Origin of the sequence: Flavobacterium flavipallidum (genome assembly GCF_038289905.1) — a bacterium.
In the GTDB taxonomy this organism is placed as follows: Bacteria; Bacteroidota; Bacteroidia; order Flavobacteriales; family Flavobacteriaceae; genus Flavobacterium; species Flavobacterium flavipallidum.
Window position 1 is genome coordinate 90,066 of sequence record NZ_JBBYHU010000001.1, and the last position, 12,160, is coordinate 102,225.

11 protein-coding genes are annotated in these 12,160 nt (G+C 32.4%); 9 read left to right on the forward strand and 2 right to left on the reverse strand.

From position 1 onward, the window contains the following. From AAEO59_RS00445 to murI, 5 genes are all read left to right on the forward strand, one after another. Entirely contained in the window at window positions 1-741 is a 741-nt protein-coding gene (locus tag AAEO59_RS00445; RefSeq protein ID WP_341698793.1) for an isoprenyl transferase, read from the forward strand. After that, a complete protein-coding gene (bamA, locus tag AAEO59_RS00450) occupies window positions 674-3,394 on the forward strand; it encodes an outer membrane protein assembly factor BamA (protein WP_341698794.1) in 2,721 nt (906 codons plus the stop codon). The genes AAEO59_RS00445 and bamA overlap by 68 nt, the downstream gene beginning before the upstream one ends. A gap of 35 nt (window positions 3,395-3,429) precedes the next feature. Continuing rightward, window positions 3,430-4,650 (forward strand): OmpH family outer membrane protein, encoded by a 1,221-nt coding sequence (locus AAEO59_RS00455; RefSeq protein WP_341698795.1) that lies wholly within the window; start codon window positions 3,430-3,432, stop codon window positions 4,648-4,650. Window positions 4,651-4,676: 26 nt separating this feature from the next. After that, window positions 4,677-5,177 carry an OmpH family outer membrane protein gene (locus AAEO59_RS00460; RefSeq protein WP_341698796.1) on the forward strand — a complete coding sequence of 167 codons (501 nt, stop codon included), beginning with the start codon at window positions 4,677-4,679 and terminating at the stop codon, window positions 5,175-5,177. Between the two features lie 112 nt (window positions 5,178-5,289). Next, a complete protein-coding gene (gene murI, locus AAEO59_RS00465) occupies window positions 5,290-6,063 on the forward strand; it encodes a glutamate racemase (RefSeq protein WP_341698797.1) in 774 nt (257 codons plus the stop codon). Between the two features lies 1 nt (window position 6,064). On the opposite strand, the gene AAEO59_RS00470 is transcribed toward murI, so the two are convergent. Next, complete coding sequence (locus AAEO59_RS00470) at window positions 6,065-7,306, reverse strand: aromatic hydrocarbon degradation protein (protein ID WP_341698798.1); 1,242 nt, start codon at window positions 7,304-7,306, stop codon at window positions 6,065-6,067. Continuing rightward, on the reverse strand, window positions 7,307-8,629 hold the full coding sequence (locus AAEO59_RS00475; protein WP_341698799.1) for a DUF4270 family protein: 1,323 nt from the start codon (window positions 8,627-8,629) through the stop codon (window positions 7,307-7,309). It lies immediately after the preceding gene. Window positions 8,630-8,892: 263 nt separating this feature from the next. Here AAEO59_RS00475 and AAEO59_RS00480 point away from each other — a divergent pair, with 263 nt between their 5' ends. From AAEO59_RS00480 to AAEO59_RS00495, 4 genes are all read left to right on the forward strand, one after another. Beyond that, complete coding sequence (locus AAEO59_RS00480; protein WP_341698800.1) at window positions 8,893-9,708, forward strand: DUF6268 family outer membrane beta-barrel protein; 816 nt, start codon at window positions 8,893-8,895, stop codon at window positions 9,706-9,708. A gap of 15 nt (window positions 9,709-9,723) precedes the next feature. Next, the gene (locus tag AAEO59_RS00485; RefSeq protein ID WP_341698801.1) at window positions 9,724-10,731 is read left to right on the forward strand and encodes a Kelch repeat-containing protein; all 1,008 of its coding nucleotides are present in this window, start codon (window positions 9,724-9,726) and stop codon (window positions 10,729-10,731) included. A 133-nt stretch (window positions 10,732-10,864) separates the two neighbouring features. After that, window positions 10,865-11,077, forward strand: coding sequence for a DUF4907 domain-containing protein (locus tag AAEO59_RS00490; protein ID WP_341698802.1), 213 nt, complete (start codon window positions 10,865-10,867; stop codon window positions 11,075-11,077). Continuing rightward, the gene (locus AAEO59_RS00495; RefSeq protein ID WP_341698803.1) at window positions 11,078-12,160 is read left to right on the forward strand and encodes a sensor histidine kinase; all 1,083 of its coding nucleotides are present in this window, start codon (window positions 11,078-11,080) and stop codon (window positions 12,158-12,160) included.

Consider the following 12,160-nt stretch of genomic DNA (forward strand, 5'->3'; position numbering starts at 1 on the left):
ATGAGTATATTAGATTCAATAAATAAAGAAAAACTTCCCAGACACCTAGCCATTATCATGGATGGAAATGGTCGCTGGGCAAAACAACAGGGATTCTTAAGAACAATTGGTCATGAAAACGGCACCAAATCTGTAAAAATAGCTATTGAAAACTGCGCCAAGTTAGGGATTCAAAACCTGACTTTATATGCTTTTTCGACTGAAAACTGGAACAGACCAAAACTTGAAGTTGAAACTTTAATGAAGTTATTAATCAAATCTTTACAAAAAGAGTTAGTGACTTTACAAAAAAACAACATTAAACTTAACGCCATTGGAAATCTCGATATGATGCCTGAAAAGGCAAGAAAAGAACTTTTGGATGTTATAGAAAAAACAAAAAACAACACTCGAATGACCTTAACGCTAGCCCTCAGTTATGGTTCGCGAGAAGAGATAGTAAATGCTGTAAAGAAGATTTCTGATAAAGTTAAAAATAATATAATTTCAATTGACGCTATTGACGATTCAATTATAAATCAGCATCTTTACACGCAAAATTTACCTGATGTAGATTTATTAATCAGAACAAGTGGAGAACACAGGATCAGCAATTTCCTCCTCTGGCAGATTGCTTATGCTGAATTGTTTTTTTCTGAAGTTATGTGGCCTGATTTCAGAGAGGAGCACCTTTATGAGGCGCTTATTAGTTATCAAAAAAGAGAACGTAGATTTGGAAAAACAAGTGAACAAATTAAATAATTTTTTAGTGTTGAATAAGAGTATAAAAGCATTACTTACCCTACTTTTTTTGGGTAGTTTTTCACAAATTAAGGCACAAGACAGAGTACCATTTGATCAGGGTAAAAAATATATTTTAGCCAAGGTTGAACTTACAAAAAAACTAAGTTTTAACGACCAGACTGTAGTCACATTTGCTGGCTTACAAAAAGGACAAGAAATTACAGTACCAGGAGAAGAAATAAGTGCTGCTATCAAAAAACTAGGTAAACTAGGCCTTTTTGATGAAATTGCTTTTTACATTAACCACATAGACAATGATAGTATTTATCTTGATTTAGATATCAAAGAACTTCCTAAATTAAACGATGTAAAATTTGTAGGAGTAAAAAAAGGTAAAGTAGAAACTTTTATTAAAGATAACGGTCTTACGAAAGGTAAAGTAGTTAATGAAAACCTTATTACTACTACTAAAAATTATATTGAAAATAAATACAAAAAAGACGGATACTTTACTACAAAAGCAAATATCAACGTTGTAAAAGACACCTCAGCTACAAACCAGGTAAACATGGTTGTAACTGTAGACAAAGGGGATAAAATAAAAATTAGTAATATTGACTTTGAAGGCAACAGCAAACTTTCTGACAAAAGCTTGCGTAAAGCCATGAAAAACACCAAACAAAGAAATCCTATTCGTCTATTAAAAGCTTCTAAATTTATTAAAGACAAATACAAAGAAGATTTAGACAAAGTAATCGAAGCCTACAAAGAAAAAGGTTATCGTGACGCCCGTATCGTTTCGGATACTGTTGCCTATAACAAAGAAAAAAATTCTCTGGGAATTAAAATCAATGTTGAAGAAGGAAACAAATACTACTTTGGTAATATTAAATTCCTAGGCAACACTGTATATTCCGATCAAGATTTACAACGCTATCTGGGAATCAAAAAAGGAGAAACATACAACGGTGTGATTCTTGAAAAAAGAATTGCCGATAAGTCGAAACCTGACGGAGAAGATATTACCAATTTATACCAAAATAATGGTTATTTATTTTCAAATATCAACGCTGTAGAAGTAAAAACAGCCAATGACACCATTGATTTTGAAATCAGAATTACTGAAGGTCCAATAGCTTATTTTAATCACATTACGGTTGTAGGAAATGATAAAACTAATGACCGTGTTATCTACAGAGAATTAAGAACAAAACCAGGACAAAAATACAGTAAAGATGAACTGGTAAGAACTGTTCGTGAAATTGGTCAATTAGGCTATTTTGATCCTGAAGCGATAGACCCTAAATTCAAGAATGTTGACGGGGCCGCCGGAACTGTAGATATTGAATACAACCTTGTAGAAAAAGGTTCCAGCCAAATCGAACTTCAGGGAGGTTACGGTGGAGGTGGTTTCATTGGAACATTAGGACTCTCTTTCAATAACTTCTCGGTTAGAAATATAGGAAACAAAGCCGCCTATAAACCATTACCTATGGGAGACGGACAAAAAGTATCATTACGTTTACAGGGAAGTACTTATTTCCAAACCTACAGTGTGTCTTTCTCTGAACCATGGTTTGGACAAAAGAAACCAGTACAATTTAGCTCTTCTATTTCATACAGTAAACAATTTGCCAATAACTACACTACTTATACCGTAGATAAAAGTAGAAGTTTTAACATTTTCACTGTATCACTTGGACTTGCTAAAAGGTTAACTGTTCCGGATGACTTTTTTGTGTTATCTCAATCTATCAGTTACCAAAGCTATGATTTGAATAATTATAATGTTGGACTATTTACTTTTGGAGATGGTGCTTCAAAAAATATTGCCTATACCATAGGACTTTCCAGAAGTAACAAAGGGGTAAACCCAATTTTCCCTACCTACGGATCTGAATTTAGTATTTCGGCTAAAATCACACCACCTTACTCGTTATTTAACGGTATTAATTATGGTGACTTAGAAAATCAAGACGAATACAAAAAAAGAGCGGAGGCTGATGTAAAAGATGCCAATGGTAATATTATTATTCCAAAGAATTCCTACCTAGACACTAACAACAATAAAGTTGACACAGCAGAAGAAGCAGCTGTAGACCAAGGAAAAGTCGACCAAAAGAAATTCAATTGGTTAGAATATTATAAAATTAAATTCAAAGCTGATTGGTATACAAAAGTTTATGGTAAATTTGTTTTAAGAACATTAACTGAATTTGGATTCCTTGGAGCATATAATCAAGCCAGAGGCTTGGTTCCTTTTGAAAGATTTTTTGTTGGAGGAGACGGAATGGCGAACTACTCAATGGACGGTAGAGAAACTGTACAATTAAGAGGTTACCCTAACAACTCCTTAACACCTGTAGTAAACGGAACACAAGCCGGAGCAACAGTATACAATAAATTTTCTATGGAATTGCGTTATCCTATAACTTTAAAAGCTGCAGCATCCATTTATGCATTGGCTTTTTTAGAAGCGGGTAATTCATTTGAAAACTTTAAAGCTTACAATCCATTTGACATCAAGCGTTCGGCGGGAGTTGGTTTAAGAGTATTCATGCCGGCATTTGGATTATTGGGAATCGATTTTGGTCATGGATTTGACGCCTTACCAGGTTCTTCAACACCAAATGGATGGGAAACACATTTCATAATTGGGCAACAATTCTAAAAAAATTGGTTTCTGATTTTCTAAAACTTTGCGTTATGAGAAAATATTTTTTATTTCTATTTTTAGCCACCATTGCTGTGAACAGCCTTAGTGCCCAAGCAACCCGAGGCAACCGGGTAGGCTTTATTGATATGGAATACATTTTAGAAAATGTAAATAGCTATAAAGAATCTAACGCTCTACTAGAAGAAAAAGCAGAGAAATGGAAACAGGAAATTGAAACTAAAAAACTAGAAATTAAGAAAATAAAAGAGGCACTTACTGCCGAAAAACCACTTTTAACAAAGTCATTAATCGAAGAACGTGAAACAGAAATTAGTTTTTTGGAAAATGATTTATTAGAATTGCAACAAAAAAGATTTGGCCCAAACGGATTATTAATGAGTCAAAAAGCTTTATTAGTAAAACCAATTCAAGATCAGGTTTTCACAGCTGTTCAGGATATTGCTGAAGCAAAAAAATATGATTTCATATTTGACAAGTCCTCTGATTTGAGTTTGCTTTTTGCTGATAAAAGATACGATGTTAGTGATCAGGTTTTAAGAATCATTACCCGCACAGAAAAAAGAGAACAACTAAGCAAAAAAGAATTAGCCGAAGAACAGGCTAAAGAAAATAAAGAAGATGCCCTTAATGATAATCCGGGACAAGCGGAAAGGCAAAAAATATTAGACGAAAGAAAAGTAGCTAGAGACAAAATCATAGCTGACAGAAAAGCGGCTGTAGAACAAAAGAAAAAAGAATACGAAGAACGAAGACAAAAAATACTAGACGAAAGAGCTGCTAAAAAAACTGGCACGATTTCTGAAACTGCTAAAAATGAGGTTCAAAAAGTTGCAACACCTGACACTCAAACCGAAGCAGAAGTAGCCAAACAAAAAGCAGCCGATGCGAAAGCGAAAGCTATTGAAGATAGAAACAAAACGATTGAAGATCGTAAAAAAGCATTAGAAGAAAGAAGACAACAAATACTTAACGAAAGGGCCGCTAAAAAAAGTGAAACTGTTTCTGAAACAGCTAAAAAAGCAGATAACAACAGTACTGTAAAAACCGAAGTTTCTAAAACTACGACTACAGATACAAAAAAAGAAGCCGAAGTAGCCAAACAAAAAGCAGAAGAAGCAAAAGCTAAAACTATCGAAGAAAGAAAAAAAATTATTGAAGATCGTAAAAAAGCATTAGAAGAAAGAAGATTAAAAATTATCCGAGAAAGAGACTCTATCAAAGCTGCTAGAGAAGAAAAATTAAAACAATAAATTAATTACTTAATATTTTAAAACCAATGAAACAAATTAAAACTTTATTAATTGCTGCTCTTTTCGTTTTAGGAGCAAACCAAACCATCAATGCACAAGCAAAGACTGCCCATGTAGATGTGAGTGAGATTATGTCAAAAATGCCTGCTATGCTTGATGCTCAAAGCCAATTGGAAAAATTAAGCACTACATACGATGCAGACTACAAAAAAATGGTAGAAGAATACCAAGCTAAATTGAAAAAATACGAATCTGAATCTGCTACTGTAACTGAGGCTGTGAACACTGAACGTTCTAAAGAAGTACAAGACATGCAAAAAAGAATTGTTGATTTTAGAGACAATGCTCAAAAAGAATTACAACAAAAAGAATCTGACATTGTAAAACCTTTAATGGAAAAAGTGAGAGCTTCAATCCAAAAAGTAGGTAAAGCTAAAGGATTCCAATACATTTTAGATGGTTCTTCTCTTTTATTAGCTGATGGTCCAAACATTACTGCAGACGTTAAAAAAGACTTAGGATTCTAAAATTTAGAAACTTATAACATTAAAAAAACCGCTCACTCTTTATAGAAACATGAGCGGTTTTTTTATACTTAATTTTTAGGAAAATTAATTTCCAGCTATTAAATTTGTTTTAATGGATAACAAGCAACCTATAGGCGTTTTTGACTCTGGTATTGGAGGCACTTCAATTTGGAAAGAGATACATAATCTTTTACCTAACGAAAAAACCATCTATTTAGCAGATAGCAAAAATGCCCCTTATGGAGAAAAATCCAAAGAAGAAATCATTCGATTAAGCATGAAAAATACTGATTTTCTGCTTGACATGAATTGCAAACTTATAGTTGTAGCCTGCAATACAGCAACAACAAATGCCATAAGAGAATTAAGAGCAAAATACAACGTTCCTTTCATAGGGATTGAACCCGCTATTAAACCTGCCGCTATTAACTCTAAAACACAAGTAATAGGTATTCTGGCTACCAAAGGCACCTTAAACAGCGAATTATTCAACAAAACCACCGAGATGTTCTTTGAAACAAAAATCATTGAACAAATAGGCTTTGGCTTAGTTGAACTCATTGAAAATGGCAAAATCGATTCGCCAGAGATGGATCAACTCCTTCGCTCCTATCTAGAACCAATGATAGAAGCTAATATTGATTTTCTTGTACTGGGCTGCAGTCATTATCCTTATCTCATCCCTCAAATAAGAAAAATCATCCCCGATCATATTCAGATAATTGATTCTGGTTTGGCCGTGGCAAGACAAACACAAAACGTATTAAAAGAAATCGGTTTTAATCCAGGAAACGACAACGAGCCCATTTTTTACACCAATACCAATCCTAATGTTTTAAAAACAATTTTAGGCGGCACCTATGTTGTACAAGAAAAAGATTTTTAATCTAATTGATTTTTCTTTTCACAAACCAAATTCCATCCAAAGAAAGATTTACCGATATTTTATGGTAATTCTCCTTTATTAAACCATTACTTATTCTCCCTTTTTGACCATACGAATAGGATATATTAAGTGCTGAAAAAGTATTTTCTATAGGCAAAGTCAGTCCAAAAGAAACGGATTTACTTTCAATCCTTTTATGATCAACTTCCAAAAAACCTGTATCGTAATTTAATCCGGCTGAAAACTGAATTTTATCAAAATAAGTTCGGATGTTTTTTTCTTTTCGATAGGAAAGCCCCATTTTAAATTTTTCCTGATTCAAATAATTACCATAAATATCTGCCTGTTTAGTATCCACCCAAAAAGCCTTTTCATAATCCATCGTTAAATTTAAATTATTTCGAAAGTATTTACTAAATCCAGTTGTAAATTCAAAAGGCAAATAATAATCGTCAGTATCCGATTTTTCATTTGATTCTACGGTATTAGATGCTTCTAATTCGGCATTATAAGTCACTACCGACTGCACTTTAGAAGCATTAACTCTGGAAGGCGATTTAAAATTAGCTCCAATAGTAAAAGTCGAATCTATTTTAAATTGTCCACCTAAATTTAATCGGGCTCCATTGTATGTCGACTCTTTATCTATTGTGGTTACAGAATTAGCAATCACATATTCTCTGGAATCTTTAGTAGTCCCAAAAAGAATAGAAGTTGATAAACCTAAAGATAATTTGTTTCCAATTCGATGTGCATACGATATGTCAAAATTATTCAAACCACCAGTTCCTATAGCACTCAAAGTATACTCCTCATTACTGTCCTGAATAGGTAATTTATAGTCTGAAATTTTAAAACCAGCACTGGAATAAGGCTTTAACGCTAAACTCACTGCCGATTTAGGACTTAAAGGAAAAGCAAAAGCAATATGAGAAAACTGGATATTATTGCGATTTTCTTTTTTAGAAAGGTTTTGATACGAAGATTGAATAGCATTACCTCCTACATCAAACAGAAAGTGATTTTGATACATAAACCCTAACGATGCCGGATTCAAATTATTGATAAATCTACCAGAAGCTAAAGCTACTCCTGATGATCCAATACTGGGAATAGAACCAAAATCAGAATCATAAAGGCTTCCTAATCCAAAAATGGAATACGGAGAACTTGACAAACTTTGTCCGTATGTGCTAAATGAGACTAAAATCAAAAGGCTTATTATTTTGATTGCATTTTTCATCTAATAAGAGATATAATATATTTTCAATTGAATTTTATTTCCAGTGTTATTTTGGTTACCCAAAACCAAACGATTCACTCCATTAGAAATATTTGGAATCGTTAAAATCAAAGCCGATTTTGCATCTGATTGTTTAATCATTTCGTTGTAAAGAAAAGTTCCCAACGGAATGCTGTAACCTATATTTTCATCAAATTCATCTTCGGTTTTATTCAGGATAGCATAAATAGGATAACCGGAAGCCGAATTCAAGGTTCCTTTTATTCGATTCAGCTTATCAGCAACATAGACACTTAAGGAATCAGCGAGTGGATAAGTTTTAGAATAAGTGTTATTCACCGGGCGTATAATTAGCTTTGCATCTACAATCGTTCCCTTTTCGGTAATGTATCTTAACTCTTTAATACTAGGGAAATCAATTCGACACGCTAATCCCGTTCCCGATTGAATAAAAGATTTGTTTTCGGTTAGATTACTCGATAATCGTTCTGTTGTTCCGGGCAAATCTTTTAAAATTGTTCCTGTTCTATCCAAAGAAATACGATTAAATTGCTTCGTGATATCATCAATAGTAAATTCTTTTAATAATGATGTTTCTGACTCCGTTACTTTTTTCGAATAAAACAATTGTAATTTACTTGTTACTTTAAAGCCCATCACACAAGAAGAATTTTCAGAAATCGTGCGAATTGCTAATCCTTTAAAATATTCTACAAACTCATCTTCGGTGGTAATTTCTCGCTTCTTTAACCTTTGAAAAAGTGCATCTCCAAAAACAGCATCCATTTTTACAAAAACAGTATCCTGTCGGTTAGGTAATGGTTTAAAGGAAGCTGTACCTAGACTTACTGCATCATAATTCAAACTTGAATTATTATAAAAACTATCATCCTCAGTATTAGGTTTTACCTTTTGCAACAAACGATGTATACTTATCGACTGTACTTTAGTAGTATCATTGTAATAGTATTTATCCGGAACTAAAACCATTCTGATCGAATCAAAAACATAGTTAGCTCCTTCAGTATCTGAACTTGTAGTTTGTAAATTATAAGAAGTAGAAGTCAGTTGAAAATAACTATCCGATTTTACTTTCCCGAAAATAGGATCATCATAATTTCCTAAAAGTATTCGGCTTTGACCAGAGGTTTTCAATGAATCAAAATTAATTGTCGAAACCTCAACTGTAGCGGTATCAATTAATATCACCTTATTAGTCACCGATAAGTTATCAGAACCAACCACAAATTCACCTGCATCCACATCAGAATCACATGAAATAAATAGTATTCCCAAAAACAGCACTGTAAACAATCTGTACATAAAAATTTTTTGGACAAATATAGCAGAGCACTATCAACCAAGCCTAACAACATATACTATCGAGGATTTTACATCTATAAAAAGCTGTTTTTAATCTACAAAATCGAATAGGTTTTTCAAAAAGCATTCAGCTTTAAAATAAACCATTTTGTCTATGAAAAAGAGGCATCTATATATCTTCTTTTTTTAAAAAAGCTAATGAATATACTTTTGAAGCAATAAAAAAATAAATGAAATTAAAATATTATACAATACTGATTTTTATGATTTCAATTCTGAAAGCAGCTGGTCAAAATGGCTACTCATTAGAATTGAATCTAAAAACTGTTCCAACAGAAACATTAAAAAAAAATGAAACAGAAGCCAGATTCTCATTTTATAAAAATGTTGATGAGAAAAACAAAATCACTAACAGTACTGGCTATAAAAACACTGTCTTGAATTATAATTTAGACAATTACTATTCGGCTGAAAATAAAATAAATTTCAATCGAATAGAAAACGATCTGGAATTCAAACATCAATTTAACAAAAAAACAGCCTTGAATTTAGAATTGAAAACTGTAGCTGCTTTTGAAAATAATCTGGATTTTTCAGCTATCAATGTATTTGGAGGAGCAACATTTGAATATGCTTTCAATCAAAAAAATAATATTGAATTAGGTGTAGAAAGAATGAGTGTCTTTGGAAAAGCTACAATACTTCCAACAATCGCATTTTATAGTAAACTGAACGCTAAAACATCTTTTGAAGTAGGTTTTCCAAATTCAAGCATACAATATTCTAACAACGAACGTAACCACTTTAGCCTGACAAATTCATTTGATGGCGAATTCTACAAGCTCGATCAAAGCAAGACGATAAGTAACAATTTGAGAGCTTCTAAAATAAGTTTTTCTCAAATGACCACCACCTTAGAATATGAAAGAAATGTAGATAGAAATTGGTTTTTGAATTTTCAGGGAGGATACCAATTTAACAAACAATACACCTTGACCGATGACAAGGGGACAACAAAATTTAATTTCGATGCCAGTAACGGATACCTTTTCAATATTGGCATAAAATACAAACCGTAATAAACAAACTAAATTATGACTATTTTAAAAGGAAGAACATTAATTACCATGCTATTATTAGGTCTGGTATTTGTAAGTTGTACGAATAATGATGACGACGAAGAATTATTAGGTAACTGGATTAAAAAATCTTCATTTGATGGACCGGCCAGATCAAGCGCAGCAAGTTTCGTGATAGGTTCTTATGCTTATGTTGCCACGGGATATACCGGAGATGAATATTTAAAAGATCTTTGGGCCTATAATTCCGATGGCGATTATTGGGAACAAAAAGCCAATTTCACAGGAGTAGCCCGAAGTTCTGCTTCCGGATTTTCAATCGATGGGAATGGATATATTGGTTTAGGATACGATGGAACTAATAAGTTAAAAGATTTCTATCAATACAATCCTGACAACAATACCTGGACACAAAAAACTGACTTTGCTGGAACAGCACGCTATTCGGCGGTAGGTTTTCAAGTAGGTGGAAAAGGCTATTTTGGAACTGGTTACGATGGAAATTATCTAAAAGATTTCTATCAATATGATGCTAATTCTGACACCTGGACACAATTAAACGGTTTTAGCGGAAACAAACGACGCAATGCGGCTGTTTTTGTAATTGATGACAAAGCTTATTTAGGAACAGGAGTAAACAATGATGTATATCAAACTGATTTTTGGATGTTTGATCCAAGTACAGAAACATGGACCAGAAAACGTGATATCGACCAGGACGATGATGATGATGATTCTTACAATGACGATTACAACATTGTGCGTAGTAATGCTTCAGCTTTTTCAATGAATGGCTTAGGTTATATTGTAGCGGGAGCAAGTTCAAAAACCATTTGGGAATACAATCCTACAACAGATGTATGGAATGAAAAAACTTCGCTAGAAGGTTCAGGAAGAACTGACGCTATAGGTTTTGGAATCAACGAAAGAGGTTTTGTATTATTAGGCCGATCAGGTTCAACATATTATGATGATGTTTGGGAATTTAAACCTTTAGAGGAACAAAATGATGATGACAACTAGTAAACAGTTTCAATTCTTCCGGATGTCATTCCGGAAGAATTTTATATTCAAACAAAGATTTTTTATTGTTCTAATAAGCTTTACTTTGCTGTTAGCAGCCTGCAATAACAAACAAGGATTAACTCTGGAATCCATGAAAACTACTACTGGCTGGGGATATGTAATTAAAAACAACGATAAAATTATTATCAAACAATCCATCATTCCGGTCATTCAAAATGAAAAGTCATTTGAAACCGAAGCTGAAGCACTCAAAGTAGGCAACTTGGTTTTAGAAAAATTGAAATCTCAAACATCGCCTACAATTACAAAAAAAGATTTAATTTTATTGTCAATTAAAACCTAGATGAACTTAGAAGGAATTTCAAATAATAATTCTAACAAAATACTGATTCACAGTATCATTTGGTGCTTTTTAATAATTACCTCCTTACTCCCTTTTTATCAAAATTTCAGCCAAATCAATTCAGAATTTTATGTACAATGGTCTGCTGGTATTTTACTTTTTTATGCAAACTACTTTTATTTTGTACCTAAATTACTTTTGCAAAAAAAGTACACCGCTTATTTAGCAATTATCATAGGCATTGTTACGATCTTAACCACTATTAAAATATTCTATTTCAGCCCTGAATTTCATAGACCATTAATGGATCAAAGAATATTTGACATTAATGGAAAGGAAATTATTCGGGATAAAATGTTTCAAAAAAAACCTCCATTTTTCTTTAAATTTTTTCCTTCTTTATTTTATTTATTTATTGTTTCGATAAGTACACTAATCAAAACACTTTCAGAATTTTATACTAATGAACAAAACAAATTAATTTCTGAAACGAATAAAACCTCAACAGAATTAAACTATTTAAGAAAGCAAACTAATCCGCATTTTCTATTCAATGCCCTGAATAGCATTTATTCTTTAGCATATAAAAAATCGGATTTGGTTCCGGATGCTATTGTTACTTTATCTGAAATGATGCGCTACATGTTGTACGAAACTGACAACAAAGCTGTATCTTTAGAAAAAGAAATCAACTATATTAAAAACTATATCGATCTACAGAAGCTTCGATTAAACAACATTGAAAATATTTATTTAAACATTCACGGCGATACCCGAAACAAACTGATAGAACCTTTGTTACTGATTTCGTTTATAGAAAATGCTTTTAAATATGGAACCGATTACAAAGGAGCCGCTTTTGTAAAAATTAAAATTAGCATAGAAGCTAATATTTTGGATTTTTGGATTGAAAATAAAATTGAAAACCAAATTAAAGACCCAAACAACTCTGGAATAGGTTTAACTAATATTAAAAACAGACTGAATATTTTATATCCAAATGCACATCAATTAACGATTAAACAAATGGATAATAAATACAAAGTACATTTGAATTTAAAATTAGAAACATTGGAAAATTAA

Bases quoted from the DNA above. Each gene is read 5' to 3' on its own strand.
- AAEO59_RS00445 (WP_341698793.1), top strand. From the start codon at position 1: ATGAGTATATTAGATTCAATAAATAAAGAAAAACTTCCCAGACACCTA.
- bamA (WP_341698794.1), top strand. From the start codon at position 674: ATGAGGCGCTTATTAGTTATCAAAAAAGAGAACGTAGATTTGGAAAAA.
- AAEO59_RS00455 (WP_341698795.1), top strand. From the start codon at position 3,430: ATGAGAAAATATTTTTTATTTCTATTTTTAGCCACCATTGCTGTGAAC.
- AAEO59_RS00460 (WP_341698796.1), top strand. From the start codon at position 4,677: ATGAAACAAATTAAAACTTTATTAATTGCTGCTCTTTTCGTTTTAGGA.
- murI (WP_341698797.1), top strand. From the start codon at position 5,290: ATGGATAACAAGCAACCTATAGGCGTTTTTGACTCTGGTATTGGAGGC.
- AAEO59_RS00470 (WP_341698798.1), bottom strand. From the start codon at position 7,306: ATGAAAAATGCAATCAAAATAATAAGCCTTTTGATTTTAGTCTCATTT.
- AAEO59_RS00475 (WP_341698799.1), bottom strand. From the start codon at position 8,629: ATGTACAGATTGTTTACAGTGCTGTTTTTGGGAATACTATTTATTTCA.
- AAEO59_RS00480 (WP_341698800.1), top strand. From the start codon at position 8,893: ATGATTTCAATTCTGAAAGCAGCTGGTCAAAATGGCTACTCATTAGAA.
- AAEO59_RS00485 (WP_341698801.1), top strand. From the start codon at position 9,724: ATGACTATTTTAAAAGGAAGAACATTAATTACCATGCTATTATTAGGT.
- AAEO59_RS00490 (WP_341698802.1), top strand. From the start codon at position 10,865: ATGAAAACTACTACTGGCTGGGGATATGTAATTAAAAACAACGATAAA.
- AAEO59_RS00495 (WP_341698803.1), top strand. From the start codon at position 11,078: ATGAACTTAGAAGGAATTTCAAATAATAATTCTAACAAAATACTGATT.